This window comes from Rodentibacter genomosp. 1 (genome assembly GCF_001999285.1).
In the GTDB taxonomy this organism is placed as follows: Bacteria; Pseudomonadota; Gammaproteobacteria; order Enterobacterales; family Pasteurellaceae; genus Rodentibacter.
This window is the reverse complement of sequence record NZ_MLHN01000026.1, coordinates 20,747-39,166: the sequence shown is the minus strand read 5'-3', so window position 1 is coordinate 39,166 and position 18,420 is coordinate 20,747. Positions and strand designations below refer to the sequence as shown.

Annotated in this window: 18 protein-coding genes and 2 tRNA genes; 11 read left to right on the top strand and 9 right to left on the bottom strand. The window is 40.8% G+C overall.

The window, feature by feature from the left end; translation table 11 throughout:
* Window positions 1-24: 24 nt before the first annotated feature.
* Entirely contained in the window at window positions 25-1,014 is a 990-nt protein-coding gene (locus BKK54_RS10760) for a sialic acid TRAP transporter substrate-binding protein SiaP (protein WP_135094752.1), read from the bottom strand.
* Window positions 1,015-1,306: 292 nt separating this feature from the next.
* Between BKK54_RS10760 and BKK54_RS10755 the strand changes: the two genes are divergently transcribed.
* The 6 genes from BKK54_RS10755 (at window position 1,307) to nagA (ending at window position 6,829) form a co-directional block, all read left to right on the top strand.
* Window positions 1,307-1,993: an N-acetylmannosamine-6-phosphate 2-epimerase gene (locus BKK54_RS10755; RefSeq protein WP_077543071.1), complete on the top strand. Its 687-nt coding sequence runs from the start codon at window positions 1,307-1,309 to the stop codon at window positions 1,991-1,993.
* A gap of 76 nt (window positions 1,994-2,069) precedes the next feature.
* A complete protein-coding gene (locus tag BKK54_RS10750) occupies window positions 2,070-2,957 on the top strand; it encodes an N-acetylmannosamine kinase (protein ID WP_077543070.1) in 888 nt (295 codons plus the stop codon).
* A gap of 3 nt (window positions 2,958-2,960) precedes the next feature.
* The gene (locus BKK54_RS10745; protein ID WP_077543069.1) at window positions 2,961-3,827 is read left to right on the top strand and encodes a MurR/RpiR family transcriptional regulator; all 867 of its coding nucleotides are present in this window, start codon (window positions 2,961-2,963) and stop codon (window positions 3,825-3,827) included.
* Between the two features lie 9 nt (window positions 3,828-3,836).
* Window positions 3,837-4,715 (top strand): N-acetylneuraminate lyase, encoded by an 879-nt coding sequence (gene nanA / locus BKK54_RS10740; protein WP_077543068.1) that lies wholly within the window; start codon window positions 3,837-3,839, stop codon window positions 4,713-4,715.
* 105 nt (window positions 4,716-4,820) lie between these two features.
* Window positions 4,821-5,627: a glucosamine-6-phosphate deaminase gene (gene nagB, locus BKK54_RS10735; protein ID WP_077543067.1), complete on the top strand. Its 807-nt coding sequence runs from the start codon at window positions 4,821-4,823 to the stop codon at window positions 5,625-5,627.
* 56 nt (window positions 5,628-5,683) lie between these two features.
* Window positions 5,684-6,829 carry an N-acetylglucosamine-6-phosphate deacetylase gene (gene nagA / locus BKK54_RS10730; RefSeq protein ID WP_077543066.1) on the top strand — a complete coding sequence of 382 codons (1,146 nt, stop codon included), beginning with the start codon at window positions 5,684-5,686 and terminating at the stop codon, window positions 6,827-6,829.
* A gap of 289 nt (window positions 6,830-7,118) precedes the next feature.
* Here nagA and BKK54_RS10725 read toward each other — a convergent pair whose 3' ends face one another.
* Window positions 7,119-8,180, bottom strand: coding sequence for a porin (locus tag BKK54_RS10725; protein WP_077543065.1), 1,062 nt, complete (start codon window positions 8,178-8,180; stop codon window positions 7,119-7,121).
* A 233-nt stretch (window positions 8,181-8,413) separates the two neighbouring features.
* Window positions 8,414-8,878 (bottom strand): ribonuclease HI, encoded by a 465-nt coding sequence (rnhA, locus tag BKK54_RS10720; protein ID WP_077543064.1) that lies wholly within the window; start codon window positions 8,876-8,878, stop codon window positions 8,414-8,416.
* Window positions 8,879-8,938: 60 nt separating this feature from the next.
* Between rnhA and dnaQ the strand changes: the two genes are divergently transcribed.
* From dnaQ to der, 4 genes are all read left to right on the top strand, one after another.
* Complete coding sequence (gene dnaQ / locus BKK54_RS10715; protein WP_077543063.1) at window positions 8,939-9,706, top strand: DNA polymerase III subunit epsilon; 768 nt, start codon at window positions 8,939-8,941, stop codon at window positions 9,704-9,706.
* A gap of 76 nt (window positions 9,707-9,782) precedes the next feature.
* Window positions 9,783-9,859 (top strand) — tRNA-Asp (locus tag BKK54_RS10710).
* 62 nt (window positions 9,860-9,921) lie between these two features.
* Window positions 9,922-9,998, top strand: a tRNA-Asp gene (locus BKK54_RS10705).
* Window positions 9,999-10,177: 179 nt separating this feature from the next.
* The gene (gene der, locus BKK54_RS10700) at window positions 10,178-11,692 is read left to right on the top strand and encodes a ribosome biogenesis GTPase Der (RefSeq protein ID WP_077543062.1); all 1,515 of its coding nucleotides are present in this window, start codon (window positions 10,178-10,180) and stop codon (window positions 11,690-11,692) included.
* A gap of 260 nt (window positions 11,693-11,952) precedes the next feature.
* Here the strand turns inward: der and BKK54_RS10695 are convergent, their stop codons facing one another.
* From BKK54_RS10695 to dapA, 3 genes are all read right to left on the bottom strand, one after another.
* Window positions 11,953-12,789: an N-acyl homoserine lactonase family protein gene (locus BKK54_RS10695; RefSeq protein ID WP_244153143.1), complete on the bottom strand. Its 837-nt coding sequence runs from the start codon at window positions 12,787-12,789 to the stop codon at window positions 11,953-11,955.
* A gap of 82 nt (window positions 12,790-12,871) precedes the next feature.
* Complete coding sequence (gene bamC, locus BKK54_RS10690) at window positions 12,872-13,876, bottom strand: outer membrane protein assembly factor BamC (protein WP_077543060.1); 1,005 nt, start codon at window positions 13,874-13,876, stop codon at window positions 12,872-12,874.
* A gap of 114 nt (window positions 13,877-13,990) precedes the next feature.
* Complete coding sequence (dapA, locus tag BKK54_RS10685) at window positions 13,991-14,887, bottom strand: 4-hydroxy-tetrahydrodipicolinate synthase (protein WP_077543059.1); 897 nt, start codon at window positions 14,885-14,887, stop codon at window positions 13,991-13,993.
* A gap of 101 nt (window positions 14,888-14,988) precedes the next feature.
* On the opposite strand from dapA, the gene bcp reads away from it, so the two are divergent.
* On the top strand, window positions 14,989-15,456 hold the full coding sequence (gene bcp, locus BKK54_RS10680; RefSeq protein WP_077543058.1) for a thioredoxin-dependent thiol peroxidase: 468 nt from the start codon (window positions 14,989-14,991) through the stop codon (window positions 15,454-15,456).
* A 118-nt stretch (window positions 15,457-15,574) separates the two neighbouring features.
* Here bcp and hda read toward each other — a convergent pair whose 3' ends face one another.
* The 3 genes from hda to upp form a co-directional block, all read right to left on the bottom strand.
* The gene (gene hda, locus BKK54_RS10675; RefSeq protein ID WP_077543057.1) at window positions 15,575-16,270 is read right to left on the bottom strand and encodes a DnaA inactivator Hda; all 696 of its coding nucleotides are present in this window, start codon (window positions 16,268-16,270) and stop codon (window positions 15,575-15,577) included.
* Window positions 16,271-16,333: 63 nt separating this feature from the next.
* Window positions 16,334-17,590, bottom strand: coding sequence for a nucleobase:cation symporter-2 family protein (locus tag BKK54_RS10670; protein ID WP_077543056.1), 1,257 nt, complete (start codon window positions 17,588-17,590; stop codon window positions 16,334-16,336).
* 112 nt (window positions 17,591-17,702) lie between these two features.
* The gene (gene upp / locus BKK54_RS10665; RefSeq protein ID WP_077543055.1) at window positions 17,703-18,329 is read right to left on the bottom strand and encodes a uracil phosphoribosyltransferase; all 627 of its coding nucleotides are present in this window, start codon (window positions 18,327-18,329) and stop codon (window positions 17,703-17,705) included.
* Window positions 18,330-18,420 lie beyond the last annotated feature (91 nt).

Genomic DNA, 18,420 nt, shown 5'->3' with positions numbered 1-18,420 from the left:
AAATTGTTGACGCACCCATGTGATTTATTGATTAATTGATTCAATTTCTTTTAATGCGGTTTCACCTTTACTACCGGTTTGTTTTACAAACTCGGCATAGAAAGGTTTCATCGCTTCTTTAAATGGCGTGAGATTCGGATGAGTCACTGTTACGCCTTGTTTTTCAAAGAAAGAAATTAAATCTTTTTCACCATCGACAAATAATTTTGTATGGTATTTTGCCGCATTTTCAGCTGCATCTTTTACAACTTTTTGGAGATCTTCCGGTAAATCTTGATAGGTTTCATTACTCACTAAGTAGAGTTGATCGTTCAAAATGTGATTTGTCATCGCTAAGAATTTTTGCACTTCATAGAATTTTTGGGCTTGAACGGTTGCCAATGGGTTTTCTTGACCATCGACAGAATTGGTTTGAAGGGCGAGGTACACTTCAGAGAACGCCATTGGGGTAGGGGCTGCCCCTACATATTTTGCGTAAGCTAAGTTGGTCGCGGCATTTGGTACGCGAAGTTTTAAACCTTTCATATCCGCAATGCTATTGATCGCTCGGTTTGAGGTCGTTTGGCGTGTACCGTTATAGGCTTGAGAAAGGAGTGTCAGCCCGAGTTCTTTATTCATTTTTTGGATTAAATCTTTTCCAAATGTTGTTTCATATAAAGCTTTTTGAGCCACACCATAATCAGAAATAACATAAGGAAGCGCAAATACTGCGGCTTCAGGATAGAATAATTGGAAACGGGCAGATTCCGCAAAGGTAAAATCAAGTGCACCATCCTTTAATTGTTTTAGCATGGCACGGTCATCACCCAGTTGTGAGCTTGGGTAAAGCGAGATTTCAATTTTGCCACCGGATTTTTCTTTAACCTCTTTTGCAAACATTTCGGCCGCTTTGTATTCGTTTGATGAAGTACCGGCATTCATTCCAAATTTTAAATCATAGTCTGCGGCAAAAACGGCAGAAGACATACCAATTGTAGCGGCTGTAGCAAGGAAAAGTTTAGTGAATTTCATTATGTGCTCCTATGAAAAACTATCGGGTTGATAGTGTTGTTGTGAGAAAACTTTTGGTTGAACTGTAACCAAAATAATCAATTCGCCCTCATTCTAAGAGTAAAACAACATATTTTGAATAGATTGTGGAGTTTTATTTCAAAATTGAGACATTGATCACATTTCAGGAAAAACACTTCATAAAATAATTTAAAATGAAGTTTTATTTCTATATAATGCACGGAAATTATGAAAAGTGAGACTTTAGCGATTTCGGCTAAAGCCATACATCCGAATAAAAACGAGGAGTCTCTATATGTCTAAACTGACGCATGAACAGGTTTTCCAACAGATTCAAAATGGTTTAATTGCCTCTTGTCAGCCTGTCGATAACGGCCCTATGGATAAGCCTGAGATTGTTGCCGCTATGGCGCAAGCCTCAGTGATTGGCGGTGCTGCAGGGCTTCGTATTGAAGGTGTAGAAAATCTAAAAGCCACACGCTCAAAGGTGAATATACCCATTATTGGTATCGTAAAACGTGATTTACCGGATAGCCCAATTCGTATTACGCCTTTCTTACAAGATATTGAGGATTTGGCTCAAGCCGGAGCTGATATTATTGCGGTGGATGGAACGAGCCGCCCCCGCCCTGTGGATTTAGAAAGTGCGGTTAAAAAAATCCATGAATTAGGCTGTCTTGCGATGGCGGATTGCGCTAATTTGGAAGAAGGATTGAATTGCCAAAAATTAGGATTTGATATTATTGGCAGCACGATGTCCGGTTATACCGGTGGCGATGTGCCGGAGGAACCGGATTACCAATTAGTGAAGGATTTGAAAGCGGCCGGATGTCGCGTGATGGCGGAAGGGCGCTATAATACGCCGGAATTGGCGAAAGTTGCGATTGAAATTGGGGCGGATTTTGTGACGGTAGGATCGGCACTAACACGCCTTGAACATATTGTCAGTTGGTTTGCCAATGCGGTGAAATCTGCTAAATAAAGTTAAGTGGAAACCCCATCAACTTAATAAACACAATAAATGATGGGGCAATCCACTTTTATCAAAAGGAGTCATTATGCGCTGTTTAGCATTAGATATTGGTGGAACTAAAATTGCTGCCGCCATTGTTAAAGAAGGTAAGATTGTTCATCGTCAACAAATTGCTACACCACAAGAAGATGCGGCCGAGGCGTTGCATCAAGCTATTGCACAGCTATTAACGGATTATGATGAGCAATTTGATTATGTTGCGGTGGCGTCCACAGGAATCATTAATCAAGGTATTTTGACCGCACTTAATCCCAAAAATCTAGGGGGGCTTGCCGAGTTTCCTCTGAAAGCAAGTATCGCTCGCCATACCAACAAACCGATTGGTTTATTAAATGATGTACAAGCAGCCGCTTATGCCGAATATCAATTACAAGATCAACAGCGATTAGCCAATTTTGCCTTTATTACCGTTTCAACAGGCGTCGGGGGAGGGATAATCCTGAATCATCAATTATTAACCGGTACGAATGGCATTGCCGGCCATATAGGGCATACTGTGGCGGATCCTAATGGGCCATTATGCGGATGTGGACGGCGTGGTTGTGTGGAGTCAATGGCGGCAGGGCGAGCCATTGAGGCGGGCACGTCAGAATGGGATTCCCCCTGTTCACCCAAAGAAGTCTTTGAGCGTTTCAGAAAAAATGATGAAAAAGCAACCGCACTTATTGCTCGATCCGCAAAAGCCATTGCTAATTTAGTGGCGGATTTAAAAATTTCGATGGATATTCAAAAAGTCGTGATTGGTGGGAGTGTTGGATTAGCTGAAGGATACCTCCCTCTTGTTCAACAATTCCTTAATCAAATGCCGCCAATCTATCGGTGTGATATTGAACTTGCGCAATTAGGTCAAGATGCCGGTTTGGTCGGTGCGGCTTACTGGGTAAATCATAGTTTACCCAACATAATGGAGTGAGTGATGACGAGAAGTGGAAACATTTTAAACACGATTAGTTCACTTTATCAAAGTTTAACGAAAACAGAGAAAAAGATTGCCGATACAATTTTAATGTCTCCCGATTTAGTGGTGCAATGTCCCCTTTCTGAGATTGCCGAACATCTAAATGTGGGGGAAGCAACCTTTGTGCGTTTTTGTCGTTCTGTTGGGTTTAAGGGCTTTAGCGATTTTAAATTGGAGCTTTCCATTGAGTTGGCAACTAAAGATAATCAGGATAACCCCTTACTGGAAACAGATATTGTCCACTCCGATAGTTCACGGCATATTGCACAAAAATTACAAGGTGCAATTTCTAATGTGGTGAATGAAACCATTAATTTGCTTGATTTTAACCAGTTGGAAAAAACAGTTGAGGCAATATGCCGAGCGAATCGGATTTTCCTATTTGGCGTAGGATCATCCGGTATCACAGCAGAAGAAGCAAAAAATAAATTAATGCGGATTGGCTTTCAAGTTGATGCCACCGGTAACAATCATTTTATGTATATGCAAGCGGCTCTACTCACATCAAAAGATGTGGCTATTGGGATTAGTCATTCGGGTTATTCGCAAGAAACCGCTCATGCTTTAAACATTGCGAAAAAAAATGGTGCGACCACTGTTGCGATTACTCATAGTTTGCGTTCACCGATTACAGAAGTGGCAGATCTTGTGCTGGTAAATGGCAATAAACAAGGCAAATTACAAGGTGATTCTATCGGTACTAAAATTGCCCAGCTTTTTGTATTGGATTTGATTTACGCTTTGCTTGTGCAAAGTGAGCAAGAGAGGGCGGTGGAAACTAAACAGAAAACCCTCAATGTGATTCTCGAACAACGTATAAAATAGGAGAAACTTATGCGTGATTTAAAAGGTATTTTCAGTGCGTTATTAGTGTCATTCAACGAAGATGGCTCGATTAATGAAAAAGGTTTACGCCAAATTATTCGCCACAATATCGACAAAATGAAAGTTGATGGTTTATATGTTGGGGGATCTACCGGTGAAAACTTTATGCTATCCACTGAAGAGAAAAAACAAATTTTCCGTATTGCGAAAGATGAAGTGAAAGATCAGGTTGCCCTCATTGCGCAGGTCGGAAGTGTGAATTTACAGGAAGCCGTTGAATTAGGTCAATATGCTACCGAATTAGGTTATGACTGTTTATCTGCGGTCACACCTTTCTACTACAAATTCAGTTTCCCTGAAATTAAACACTACTATGACACGATCATTGAGAAAACCGGCAATAATATGATCGTTTACTCCATTCCATTTTTAACCGGCGTGAATATGGGGATTGAGCAATTTGGTGAACTTTATAAAAATCCAAAAGTGCTTGGGGTGAAATTTACTGCCGGTGACTTCTATCTTTTAGAACGTTTGAAAAAAGCCTATCCAAATCATCTTATTTGGGCTGGTTTTGATGAAATGATGTTGCCGGCTGTTTCTTTAGGCGTAGATGGCGCAATCGGTTCAACTTTTAATGTCAATGGTGTACGTGCCCGTCAAATTTTTGAATTAACCAAAGCGGGTAAACTTCAAGAAGCCTTAGCGGTTCAACATACCACCAATGACTTGATTGAAGGGATTTTAGCCAACGGTTTATATTTAACCATCAAAGAATTGCTTAAATTGGAAGGGGTTGATGCCGGTTATTGCCGTGAACCGATGACCGCAAAAGCGACACTGGAGCAGCTAACAAAGGCGAAAGAATTAAAAGAAAAATACTTATAAACTCATAAAAATTGACCGCACTTATTCGAATGAGCGCTTTGGAGATGAGGTATCTCTGAAGTATATCGGGTAATAAGTGCGGTCAACATATCAGGAGGATTTACTATGCGTCTTATCCCTTTGCAAACAAATGAACAAGTAAGCCGTTGGGCTGCTCGTCATATTGTTGATCGAATTAACCATTTTCAGCCTACGGCTGAGCGTCCTTTTGTGCTAGGTTTGCCAACAGGTAGCACACCACTAAAAACCTATCAGGAATTGATTAAGCTTTATCAGGCTGGGGAAGTGAGTTTCAAATATGTGGTGACCTTTAATATGGACGAATATGTGGGCTTGCCGGAAGATCACCCTGAAAGTTACCACAGCTTTATGTATAACAATTTCTTTAATCACGTGGATATTCAACCTCAAAATATCAACATTTTGAACGGCAATACGAAAGATCATGATGAAGAGTGTCGCCGTTATGAAGAAAAAATTAAATCTTACGGAAAAATTCATCTATTTATGGGCGGTGTGGGAAATGATGGGCATATTGCCTTTAATGAACCGGCATCATCATTAAATTCTCGTACTCGTATTAAAACCTTGACGCAAGATACACTCATTGCGAATTCCCGCTTTTTTGATCATGATGTGAATAAAGTGCCAAAGTATGCTTTAACGATTGGCGTTGCCACCTTATTAGATGCGGAAGAAGTGATGATTCTTGCCACAGGCCATCAAAAAGCCCTTTCTGTGCAAGCGGCTGTTGAGGGGGCGGTAAACCATATGTGGACGGTGACGGCACTGCAGCTACATCGTCATTTTATTTTGGTGTGTGATGAACCGGCACAGCAAGAATTAAAAGTCAAAACAGTAAAATATTTCAGTGAATTAGAACAGAGAGCTATTCATAGCGTGTTATCATAATTCAGCAACACCGCACGAAAGTGCGGTCGTTTTTTTATTATTTTTAGGAAGACAAAATGAAATATGCATTAATTAATAGTGTGATTTACACAAAATACGAAGTATTACGAGATTTTGCCGTGGTGATTAACGGGGATATCATAGAAGCCGTGATTCCACAAAATGAACTTGAAGCGGGCATTAAAACCATTGATTTACAGGGCAATAACTTAACGGCCGGTTTTATTGATCTCCAACTCAATGGTTGTGGTGGGGTGATGTTTAACGATCAAACCACGGTGGAAACCTTAGAAATTATGCAAGCCACTAATTTAAAATCCGGTTGTACCAGTTTCTTACCGACTTTTATCACAGCACAGGATGAAGGTATTAAAAGTGCGGTTAAAACGATGCGTGAATATTTAACCCGGCATAAAAACCAAGCACTTGGCTTACATATTGAAGGGCCTTACATTAGTGTAGAGAAGAAAGGTGTACACCGACCGGAATATATCCGTGAAATCTCGCCTGAAATGAAAGATTTTCTCTGTGAAAATGGCGATGTGATTACGAAAATCACTATCGCAGCAGAAAATCCAACAGTGCAATATATTCCTGATTTTGTGAGAAGCGGCATAATTGTTTCTATTGGGCATTCTAATGCGACTTATGAAGTAGCGAAAGCTGCATTCCAGCAAGGTGCAACTTTTGCTACCCATTTACATAATGCCATGTCGCCAATTAGCTCGGGACGGGCAATGGGCGTAGTGGGTGCGGTATTAGATTCTGATGTGTACACGGGCATTATTGTGGATGGTATTCATGTAAACTATGGTAATGTCAGAATCGACAAAAAAATCAAAGGTAATAAATTGTGTATTGTAACCGATTCCATTGCGGCGGCAGGAGCAGGCCCTGAATTAGAAACCTTTACTTTTGAGGGCAAAACCATTTATGTGAAGGAAGGGCGTTGTTATGATGCTAATGGCACCATTGCAGGTGCGTCTATTACAATGATGGAATCTATCAAGAATGCTGTAGAATATGTGGAAATTCCTCTTTCGGAAGCCATTCGTATGAGTAATCTTTATCCGGCACGAGCTATCGGCGTAGATGATCGTTTAGGCTCGGTAGAAAAAGGGAAAGTTGCTAATCTTGCCGTATTTACCTCAAATTATGAGGTCATCGGCACCGTGGTAAATGGGGAGTGGAAACGGAATTAAGCATAAAAGTGCGGTCATTTTTATGATTGTTTTCCTATACTGAAAATAGCGGTTTATATAGCAAATGCACAAAAATAGATATTTTAATAAAATGTCGATAGTATGCAGCAGTTGCACAAATCTGTTTTGGAGCTTGCTTGTAGGGACACACTGCGTGTGTCCGCTATAAAAAATCAAATTATTTCCATAGGTTAAAATTCTGACACTTTCAGTGTTAATTAAGATATAAAAAGAGATGAAAAAAGGCGAACCTTTCGATTCGCCTTTTCCAATGTTTCTAATTTAACAATTAGAAGTAAACACGCATACCAACGCCGATAGCTTTGTCTGTTACTTTTGAGTTATCAACATAGTTACCATTTACATAATCTTTAGTAACTACGTATTTACCTTCAACAAAGGTGACAACTTGTTTGTGTAATTTATAGTCAACGCCTAGCAAGAAACCATGAGTTTTAGATTTGTTTGCTCCGGTTTTTGATTGCTCATACTTGTAGTTACCATAAATTTTACTATTGTCGATAACTTGGTATTGGAAACCTGGAGATACAAAGTATTTTTTAGTATCTTGGCCATCTTGTTTTGCTTTAGCATATCCGCCATCAACTGATACTAATAAATCAGCATAGTTATAGCCTAAGCTTGCTAGGAAACCATCTTGATAGTGTTTTTGGTTTGAATTAGTTTTGTAATTTGTACGTCCATAGCCAAACTTAGCGATAACACCACTCACGTCATCCCATTTCCCGTTATAGACAGCACCGAGTTGGAAACCGCTTTTTACATTACCGAGAGATACTTCATTGTTAGTATCACGATTATCAGCAAACTGGTAGCCAACACCTAATTGTAGATTTTCGATACCTCTATAGTCGTAACGAACAATAGAATTCCCTTCAGTTGGAATATAGTCTCCTTTATTGATGATACCATAAGCGTAATCATCCGCTGTGCTCAGATCATCTGCAATTGTAACTTGGCGACCGAAAGTAAGCTCACCAAGATCTTTATGCCCTAAGCCAACATAAGCACGTTTAGTATTTAGGTTACCAAAACCATCTTCACGAACGGTACCGCCTTGTTTACCATCAAAACGAACTTCAACACGACCTAAAGCGTAATAGCCTTCAGATAAATCGTGTTTTACTCTGACTTCCACACGTGAACCAGAATTTTTTAAACCTGAGTGGCTGTGTTTATTATTTTCGCCACCTTGATTAGATTTCTCAAGAAGAATACGAAGAGAACCATTTAATTCAACTTTAGTTCCTTCGTTATCATAAATTACTGCTGCATTCGCTGCTGAAGCGGCAAATGCACCGACGATTAATGCTGCTAGTGTTTTTTTCATAATTGTTATTCCTTATTGGTGTGATTACGACCAAGATTGAACTTTCCATAATTGAAAGTGTCAACCGCCTAAATAGACGCCTCGGATCATTGCAAAAAGCCTTTTTTCTGTCAATGGAAAACGGTTGCTAATTTTTAAATATCTGATCAAGATCACATTTTTTAGACAGGGTGGGGTAAAAAGCAAACAATTTTTTGTTCATAAAACAAGAAAAAAATCAACCGCACTTTTATTTATTCCGGTTGGTAGCCCTCATCTTGGTAAGTAGGATTCGTTGCGCCTTTTTTCGCTAACATATCACAGATTTCATTTTCACGATGTCCTGCATGCCCTTTCACCCATTTCCATTCAATATTGTGGCGTTGGACGGCATTGTCGAGTGCGATCCATAGATCTTGGTTTTTCACCGGTTTGCCGCTACCGGCTTTCCAATTATTTTTCTTCCAATTAAAAATCCATTGAGTAATACCCTTTTTCATATATTGACTATCGCTATAAAGGCTGATTTGGCAAGGTTCTTTTAGGGTATTAAGGGCTTCAATTACTGCGCGTAATTCCATTCGGTTGTTGGTGGTGTTGAAATAGCCTTTGGAAAGCTGTTTTTCATGTTGTTTATAACGCAAGAGAATACCAATTCCACCCGCACCGGGATTGCCAAAACAAGCACCATCAGTAAAAATTTCAATCTGTTTTTGCATAACAAAATCGTTGTTGTGTAAAATGGCGAGCATTTTAATGGAAAGGAATAGGTTGAACAAATGATTAATCCAAATCGCCAAATTGTACTGGATACTGAAACCACGGGGATGAACCAGCTTGGTGCTCATTATGAAGGCCATGGTATTATTGAAATTGGTGCGGTGGAATTGGTGAATCGCCGTTATACGGGAAATAATTTCCATATTTATATTAACCCGAACCGTACGGTGGATCCGGAGGCGATAAAAGTTCACGGTATTACCGATGAAATGCTTGCCGATAAACCGGAATTTAAGGCGATTGCACAGGAATTTTTAGATTACATTAAAGGCGCTGAGCTTTTAATTCATAATGCCCCCTTTGATGTGGGCTTTATGGATTATGAATTTAGTAAACTCGGATTAGGGGTGAAAACAACGGATATTTGTGTGGTAACCGATACCTTGCAAATGGCCCGTCAAATGTATCCGGGAAAACGTAACAGTTTAGATGCATTGTGCGACCGATTAGGCATTGATAATAGTAAACGAACCTTGCATGGCGCATTACTGGATGCGGAAATTTTAGCGGATGTTTATCTTTCCATGACCGGCGGGCAAACCAGCTTATTTGATGAAGGGGAAGAAGAGAATACGATGGTGGTGACGATAGAAAGGAATGTGGCTGAATCAATGGAAAGTGCGGTGGCTTTTTCCAATAATTTAAAACGTTTACAGCCGAATGAAGAAGAATTACAAGCCCATTTGGAATTATTGAAAGTGATCAATAAAAAGAGTGACGGAAAATGCTTGTGGGATTTGCGTATTGGCGATGAATCAGTGCATTAAATAAACATCTGAACGTGAAATGAAAAAAAAAGATTGACGAGATAACCGAGGATCATTATGATACGCACCACTTAGCGGAGTGGTAGTTCAGCTGGTTAGAATACCTGCCTGTCACGCAGGGGGTCGCGGGTTCGAGTCCCGTCCATTCCGCCAATTTTTTAATTTACTCCTTATTGATGTGTTTTTAAAGATAGATCAATGCAAAATAAAATAGCGGAGTGGTAGTTCAGCTGGTTAGAATACCTGCCTGTCACGCAGGGGGTCGCGGGTTCGAGTCCCGTCCATTCCGCCAATTATTTTCAAAATAAAACGTGCACCTTAGAGGTGCATTTTTTATGTCTGGAATTTGCTTCTTTCGCCAAGTGCAATTGTGTTTATGGCTTTTTATTTGCTTATTTTCAAATCGTTTTTTACCAATGCCTTAACTTCCGCTATAATGTGCCTCATTTTTTGATAAGAAAAGAGATTTTTATGACAACTCCTGTTGTAGCCCTTGTGGGGCGTCCAAATGTGGGGAAATCCACCCTATTTAATCGTCTGACTCGTACACGTGATGCTTTGGTGGCAGATTTTCCCGGTTTAACCCGTGATCGTAAATATGGTCATGCACATATCTCCGGCTATGAATTTATTGTGATCGATACCGGTGGGATTGATGGCACAGAGGAGGGCGTTGAAGAAAAAATGGCGGAGCAGTCGCTGCTTGCCATTGAAGAAGCGGATATTGTTCTTTTTCTTGTTGATGCCCGTGCCGGTTTAACGGCAGCAGATATTGGTATCGCAAATTATTTACGTCAACGTCAGAATAAAGTCACGGTGTTGGTGGCAAATAAAACCGATGGTATTGACGCTGATTCTCATTGTGCGGAATTTTATCAATTAGGTTTAGGCGAGATTGAACAAATTGCGGCTTCTCAAGGACGTGGCGTAACCCAGTTGATGGAACAAGTGCTTGCACCATTCGCAGAGCAAATGCAAAACAATGAGAAAACTGACCACACTTCTGATGAAGAACAAGATGAGTGGGAGCAAGAGTTTGATTTTGACTCGGAAGAAGATACCTCTCTACTTGATGAGGCTTTGGAAGAAGAAAACGAATATGAGCAGGATAAAAATATCAAAATTGCTATTGTTGGTCGTCCAAATGTCGGAAAATCCACTTTAACCAACCGTATTTTAGGTGAAGATCGGGTTGTGGTTTACGATATGCCGGGTACCACGCGCGATAGTATTTATATTCCGATGGAGCGCGATGGTCAACAATATACGTTGATTGATACGGCAGGGGTACGTAAACGGGGAAAAGTCCATCTTGCGGTGGAAAAATTTTCTGTGATCAAAACCTTGCAAGCGATTCAAGATGCCAATGTGGTTTTACTGACCATTGATGCACGTGAAAATATTTCAGACCAAGATTTATCTTTGCTTGGTTTTATTTTGAATGCCGGTCGTTCCCTTGTCATTGTGGTAAATAAATGGGATGGACTTGATCAAGAAATTAAAGATCGTGTGAAATCGGAACTTGACCGCCGTTTGGATTTTATTGATTTTGCCCGAGTGCATTTTATTTCTGCTTTACATGGTAGCGGTGTGGGTAACTTGTTTGATTCCATCAAAGAAGCCTACGCTTGTGCCACACAAAAAATGACCACGTCTATGCTTACCCGCATTTTGCAAATGGCAACTGACGAACATCAACCCCCAATGGTAGGCGGTCGCCGTATTAAATTAAAATATGCCCACCCAGGTGGTTATAATCCACCAATTATTGTGGTTCACGGTAACCAAATGGAAAAATTGCCTGATTCCTATAAGCGCTATTTATCCAATTATTACCGTAAGAGTTTAAAAATTATCGGCTCGCCGATTCGTCTTCTTTTCCAAGAAGGGGCTAACCCCTTTGCCGGACGTAAAAATAAACTCACGCCAAATCAATTACGCAAAAGAAAACGCTTGATGAAATTTATTAAGAAAGCGAAAAGATGATGTGGAAAAAGTGCGGTTGAATTAACCGCACTTTTTGTTTTGCTCGGTATTATGTAGCAAATGCACAAAAATAGATCTCAATGACATGTCGGGACATACTGCGTGTGTTCAATGATAATATATTGAAATAATTTGATTTTATAACGATCACATGCAGTGTATCCCGACAAGCTCACCCAAAAAACAGATTCACCACTGCATCGGTAATTAAGCCTGATTGGAATGTGTTCACGGAGATGGAAAGATTTGCAATAGTTTATTTATACTTGAGTAAAGTGTTTTTCCAGTAAACGTTTTTCACTGTTTTTATCATGAGCAAGTTGTACGATTGTCGGTTTAGCACGACACAATTTGCGAATACGCATTGTGCTTTCTTGATGTAATTTACTGTTCATGCACACACCGTCAATTTCACCTCGTAGTAAATAGGTTTCATCATAAGAAGCATCACCGCCAATAAAGACATAATGATCGCCCATATCTACAATCACGGATAAATGTCCCATGGTATGACCCGGGGTCGGGACTAAACAAATTTTGCCATCCGCCGTTAATTTATGGTGATGTTCGAAACTTTCGAAGACCCCATCATCAAAGCGAATACCATCAGGCGTGAGCCAATTCGGATAAACATGGGTTAAATAACCATTGAACTTAGCATTTGGTGCATTGATCGCAGCCTTTTCCGTTTCGCTCATTATTACACGAGCATTCGGAAAATTGGGTAGTCCCCCTGCGTGATCGCCGTGCATATGGGTCATCACGACAGTTTTCACCTGTAAAGGATCGAAACCTTTTGATCTTAGCAATACGCCGACTTCCTCGTTTGGTTTGACACCACGTCTCTCACAAAATTGCATAAACGGATGCCACCAAGGCTGGTAACCTTTGTCATTGGCTTTGCTACTTTCACCGGTATCAACCATAATCAGTCCTTCGCTAGGGTGTTCAATTAGCCAGCAACCAATAGGTAAATGAGGGCTCCATTGGCTATCCGTTAAAACATCTAACACTCTGAGAGGGCGGGCAAAAAAACGAGCTAACTGATGGTGAGCTTTAATTTGCACCCAGCCCGTTGTTAAGCAATGGATTTTCATGATAATAATCTTTATTAATTGGTGGTAATTAATAACGCTAATACATGGCTAAAAGTGCGGTTAATTTTCGTCAAGGTTTTATTTATTTTGCAAGCAAAAGCCTTAGCGCTTGATAAACCCTTTGAGCAGATTCACCACTTAATGCTTTATTTTCTTCATCAGTAATGACAAGGGCGCTTTGTTTGCCGACAGCAGAAATTTGCATCAAGTAAGTACCCTTTTCAAGCGCCGGTTTATTGATGCCTAAACGTAGCCAATCATCTTTATCTAGAGGTGAGTATTTTAATTCACGTTGTCCACGCCCTGCGGTTTCCGATTTGACGGTAAATCCTAATTTGGGGAGTGTTGAGCCTAATTTTTCCCAAGCTTGGGCAAAGGTTGCTTCCATACCTAAGGCTATTCTCCCATTTGTATCGGTTATTAATCCTGATTGGAACGCACCCACAGGGGTATGATTGAGAGCTTGCTGTTGCTCGTTATAGGCATTTGTTAATTCGGATACAAAATGGTTTAAACGGGTTGATGTATAGCGTTGTTTTTCCGCTATACTCGGGGTAAAGAGAATGCCATCGCGACGCATTTGTTTCACTGAAACCGTTAAGGCACTTGCATCATGTGCTGAAACCTGCTCGATTTGATATTGGATTTCAGTGTTAGCCTTGTCATCAGCACGCCCGGTGTTGTGCCAATTGGTCGTTAAAATTGCACCGTTGATGGTCGAGTCAATATTTTCTTCTTTTAACAGCCGTTGAATTTGTTGGAGATTATAAAGTGAGGCTTGTTCATGAGAATAAACAATCAACGCACGCTCGCCATCAAATTGAGTGAGGGAGTTTTTGATAATAGCCAAAGGGGTTGATGGGGGGCGAATGTCAACACTTGCCCCATTTTTAATATTGATGCGAGGCAATTCATAAGTTGAATCGGGTTTTGGTAGATTCACCCCACCGTTTGACAAAGGGGAAAAACTCGGGACTGATACCTTTGATTTTTGATAGGCGTCATTTGCACTTTGCAAGGTTTCAGGATCAGCCGTACAGGCAGATAATAGGCTCACGGTTGCTAACCCTAGAAGAATTTTTTTCATTGGTCACTCCTTAAAAATCAATAAAAAATTAACCGCACTTTGACAACGATGTCTGACAGCTAATCTTTCAAAAAGTTTGGGGTTGAAAAATCAACCCCATTGTCTCGTAGTCGCTTAAATTAAGCCTGCGTTTTTTAGTGCGGCTTCCACTTTGGGTTGGGCTTCTTCGCTGAGAGTTGTGAGCGGCAAACGAAGGTATGGTGTTTTGATCAAACCTAAACGATAAGCCCCCCATTTCACCGGAATGGGATTTGATTCCACAAATAAATCACGGTGTAATGCCATTAAGCGCTGATTAATTTCATCTGCTTTAGAAAATTCCCCTTCACGAGCTAAACGGCACATTTCCGCCATCTCTTTTGCCGCGAGGTTATTAGTGACGGAAATGACGCCCTCGGCACCTAATTTCATCGCCTCTAAGCCGGTGGCATCATCGCCACTTAATACAATGAAATCTTTTCCGGCTAATTTTTTGATTTCTGTGACTCGATTGACTTCACCCGTCGCCTCTTTGATACCCACGATATTTTCAATTTGAGCTAGACGTGCAACGGTTTCCGGTTTCATATCGGTACCTGTACGTCCCGGTACATTGTAAAGAATTTGAGGTAAATCCGTACATTCTGCAATTGCTTTAAAATGCTGATACATCCCCTCTTGAGTCGGTTTGTTGTAATAAGGTACGACAGAAAGACAGCCGGCTACGCCACTATCACGTAATAATTTCGTCATCACAATGGCTTCACTGGTGGCGTTAGCACCTGTTCCGGCAATAACAGGAATACGACCGTTTGCCAGTTCCACGGTCTTCTCGATCACTTTCACATTTTCTTCAATACTGAGTGTCGCAGATTCGCCGGTTGTACCGACTGAAACGATCGCATCCGTCCCCGCCTTGATATGAAATTCCACTAATTTTTCCAGCGTTTCAAAATCAATTCCACCGTGGCTATCCATTGGGGTGACTAACGCAACAATACTGCCAAAAAACAAGGCATTTGGTGTGGACATAAAACCTCCGTCGTCGATGATTAATTATTTGAAAAATATTCGTTAGGATCGCTAAAATAGAAGCAATTTGCAAATCATTTTTTTATTTTGAGGAATTTTCTATGAAAACATTAAAAGTGGGGGATGTCGCACCTTTATTCACTCTAAAAGATCAAGCCGATAACCTGATTTCACTTGAAGATTTTAAAGGCAAAAAAGTATTGGTTTATTTTTACCCGAAAGCTCTCACACCGGGTTGTACAACACAAGCCTGTGGATTACGTGATGCAAAAGATGAACTCGAAAAATTAGGTGTGGTTATTCTAGGTATCAGCCCGGATTCACCGAAAAAATTAGCCCAATTTGCGGATAAAAAAGGTTTGAATTTTCTTTTGCTTGCTGACCAAGATCATCAAGTGGCTGAACAATTTGGGGTATGGGGGGAAAAGAAATTTATGGGTAAAACCTATGATGGTATTCACCGGATCACATTTCTCATTGATGAACAAGGAAAAATTCAACAGGTATTTGATAAATTTAAAACAGGGGAACATCATCAAGTCGTATTGGATTATCTCCAATCCCTTTAAACTTTGTGGGAAATTGACCGCACTTTGAGAGAGCGTTTAAAAATTATGTTGAGATAGAGGAATTAAGCCAACCTGAAGTGCGTGTGTCGGAATCTTTGATAGCAATAAGTGTTGAATTTTACAAACCTAGCGTTTCTTTCACAAAAGGAATAGTAAGATTACGCTGAGCCTGTAATGAAGCTCTGTCGAGTTTTTCTAGCGTTTGTAATAGGGTGTGGGTGTCTCTGTTCAAGCGTTTTAATAAGAATTGTGCTGTTTCAGCCGGGAGTTCAATGCCACGTTGGCGGGCATTTTTTTGTAGCACCTCGAGTTTTTGTTCGTCCGTGAGGGGGGAAAGCTGATAAATCTCACCCCATTTTAGGCGGGAGGCTAAATCGGGGAGTTGAACATTAAGGGCGGAGGGGGAGACTGCCGCACTGATTAATAGTAAGGTTTTGCTTTCCGCTTTAATACGATTGAATAAATCGAAAATGGCCACTTCCCATTCAGGATCACCTATGACACTTTGGAGGTCGTCTAAGCATACTAATTCTTGTTGTTCTAAATTCTCCAATACCGCAGGAGAGAAATAGCGGGATTTGTTTAACGGCACATAAATTGCAGCACGTTGTTCGTTTAAATATTGATTGCTGAGCGCGCGAAGTAAATGGCTTTTGCCACAACCCGCGGTTCCCCAAATATAGAAAAATTGTTGTTGAATCTGCTGTGAATTTTTGTGCAAAGAATCAAGCAACAACAAATTGTTGTCACCATAAAAGTTCTCAAGTGTCTCATCATCAATTTGATGAATAGGCAAAGGCAACTGTTGATTCAAAATGATATAACGCTATTGATTAGAGGGAAAGAAAGGGCGATGTTTCAGCCCTTAATTTTTCGATTATTCTACTTCATTTTTTGCTTTTGGCAAAACGAGGTTCAGGATAATTGCCACGATGGCACATAAGCTGATTCCTTTTAATGAAACGGCATCACCGACATTCACAAACATATTGCCGATACCAAAGGTCATCACCACGGAAATAATGCAAAGGTTGCGTGGTTCGGTGACATCCACTTTACCTTTAATTAAGGTGCTCATTCCCACTACGGCGATTGAGCCGAACACTAGCATCATAATACCGCCCATAACGATGGTTGGAATGGTGGAAAGGAATGCGCCCACTTTACCGCAGAACGAAATAGCGATCGCCCATACCGCCGCCCAAGTCATAATATTCGGGTTAAAGTTACGGGTGAGCATAACCGCACCGGTGACTTCTGCATAAGTAGTATTAGGTGGGCCACCGACTAATGAAGCGGCTGCCGTGGCGACACCATCACCTAGTAAGGTACGGTGTAATCCCGGTTTTTTGAGGAAATCTTTTCCAGTCACCGAGCTAATCGCCATAATACCGCCTACGTGTTCCACCGCAGGCGCAATAGCAATCGGTAACATATAGAGAATGGCTTCAAGATTAAATTCCGGTTTAGTGAGCTTTGGTAGTTCAAACCAAGGGGCATCAATTACCGGTTGAAAATTAATTAAACCGAGGAAAAGGCAAAGAATATAGCCTGCCGTGATACCAAACATAATGGGGATTAACTTCATTAATCCTTTAGCAAAAACCGCAACGGAAAGGGTTACAATTAAGGTGATCATCGAAACGAGTACGGCATCGTTATAAGCATAGGCACTGTCTTTGCCTAATGCCATATTGACGGCAACGGGAGCGAGCCCCATTCCGATAATGATGATGACAGGACCAACCACAACCGGTGGGAAAATACGTTCTAAGGCTTGGCTGCCTCGAATTTTTACCAGTGCAGAAAGGGCAAAATAGACCAATCCGGCACAGGCCAGTCCGCCCATGGTGGTTGGAATACCCCAAGTTTGTACACCATATTGAATGGGGGCGATAAAAGCAAAAGAGGAAGCAAGGAAAATGGGCACTTGTTTGCCGGTGCAAAGCTGGAATAATAGCGTACCTATGCCGGCGGTAAGTAGGGCAGTGTTAGAATCTAAGCCTGTGATAAGCGGCACAAGCACAAGTGCGCCAAAGGCGACAAAGAGCATTTGTAAGCCGACAAAGGACTGTTTTGCAATACTCTGTACTTCTTCCGTTTGAGTAGAAGTGGTTTGATTTGGATTCGTCATTTTAGTTTCAACTCTCTGTTTGAATTAACTTGAAAGTGCGGTTAGCTTTTAAACTGTTTTCCGCCCGAAAAAAGACGGCTTGAAAGCCGTCTCAGTGTTTTAGAACAGGGGATTATTTCGTTCCAAAAATTTTATCACCCGCATCACCCAAACCCGGAATGATGTAGCCGTGTTCATTTAAGTGATCATCAACAGAAGCACAGTAGAGCTCAATATCCGGGTGTGCGGCTTCTAATGCTTTAATGCCTTCAGGCGCCGCTACAAGCACTAATACTTTAATTTGTTTACAACCTTTCGCTTTTAATAAATCAAGGGTGGCAATCATTGAACCGCCGGTTGCCAACATCGGATCGACCACAATGGCAAGACGTTCTTCCAAATCGCTCGCTAATTTTTGGAAATAAGGTACGGGTTCAAGGGTTTCTTCATTACGATAAATTCCCACCACGCTGATACGTGCACTTGGAATATGCTCCAATACGCCGTCCATCATTCCAAGCCCCGCACGTAAAATTGGCACGACGGTCACTTTTTTTCCTTTAATACGATCAATTTCAACGGGGCCGTTCCAACCGTCAATAATGACTTTTTCTGTTTCCAAATCTGCAGTTGCTTCATAGGTTAATAAACTGCCGATTTCAGTTGCCAGTTCACGGAATTTTTTTGTATCAATTTCCGCTTCTCGCATGACACCTAATTTATGTTTAACTAACGGATGTTTAACTTCAACAAGTTTCATGATTTGCCCCTTAACTGCGAATGAATTAATGTGAATATTATGAGTGATTGAAAATCAAATCGGTGAATTCTAAATCAGAAAATAGGAAAAC

What these genes read in the sequence shown, in the direction of transcription:
- BKK54_RS10755 (WP_077543071.1), top strand. Translation starts at nt 1,307, where the DNA reads ATGTCTAAACTGACGCATGAACAGGTTTTCCAACAGATTCAAAATGGT.
- BKK54_RS10750 (WP_077543070.1), top strand. Translation starts at nt 2,070, where the DNA reads ATGCGCTGTTTAGCATTAGATATTGGTGGAACTAAAATTGCTGCCGCC.
- BKK54_RS10745 (WP_077543069.1), top strand. Translation starts at nt 2,961, where the DNA reads ATGACGAGAAGTGGAAACATTTTAAACACGATTAGTTCACTTTATCAA.
- nanA (WP_077543068.1), top strand. Translation starts at nt 3,837, where the DNA reads ATGCGTGATTTAAAAGGTATTTTCAGTGCGTTATTAGTGTCATTCAAC.
- nagB (WP_077543067.1), top strand. Translation starts at nt 4,821, where the DNA reads ATGCGTCTTATCCCTTTGCAAACAAATGAACAAGTAAGCCGTTGGGCT.
- nagA (WP_077543066.1), top strand. Translation starts at nt 5,684, where the DNA reads ATGAAATATGCATTAATTAATAGTGTGATTTACACAAAATACGAAGTA.
- BKK54_RS10725 (WP_077543065.1), bottom strand. Translation starts at nt 8,180, where the DNA reads ATGAAAAAAACACTAGCAGCATTAATCGTCGGTGCATTTGCCGCTTCA.
- rnhA (WP_077543064.1), bottom strand. Translation starts at nt 8,878, where the DNA reads ATGCAAAAACAGATTGAAATTTTTACTGATGGTGCTTGTTTTGGCAAT.
- dnaQ (WP_077543063.1), top strand. Translation starts at nt 8,939, where the DNA reads ATGATTAATCCAAATCGCCAAATTGTACTGGATACTGAAACCACGGGG.
- der (WP_077543062.1), top strand. Translation starts at nt 10,178, where the DNA reads ATGACAACTCCTGTTGTAGCCCTTGTGGGGCGTCCAAATGTGGGGAAA.
- BKK54_RS10695 (WP_244153143.1), bottom strand. Translation starts at nt 12,789, where the DNA reads ATGAAAATCCATTGCTTAACAACGGGCTGGGTGCAAATTAAAGCTCAC.
- bamC (WP_077543060.1), bottom strand. Translation starts at nt 13,876, where the DNA reads ATGAAAAAAATTCTTCTAGGGTTAGCAACCGTGAGCCTATTATCTGCC.
- dapA (WP_077543059.1), bottom strand. Translation starts at nt 14,887, where the DNA reads ATGTCCACACCAAATGCCTTGTTTTTTGGCAGTATTGTTGCGTTAGTC.
- bcp (WP_077543058.1), top strand. Translation starts at nt 14,989, where the DNA reads ATGAAAACATTAAAAGTGGGGGATGTCGCACCTTTATTCACTCTAAAA.
- BKK54_RS10670 (WP_077543056.1), bottom strand. Translation starts at nt 17,590, where the DNA reads ATGACGAATCCAAATCAAACCACTTCTACTCAAACGGAAGAAGTACAG.
- upp (WP_077543055.1), bottom strand. Translation starts at nt 18,329, where the DNA reads ATGAAACTTGTTGAAGTTAAACATCCGTTAGTTAAACATAAATTAGGT.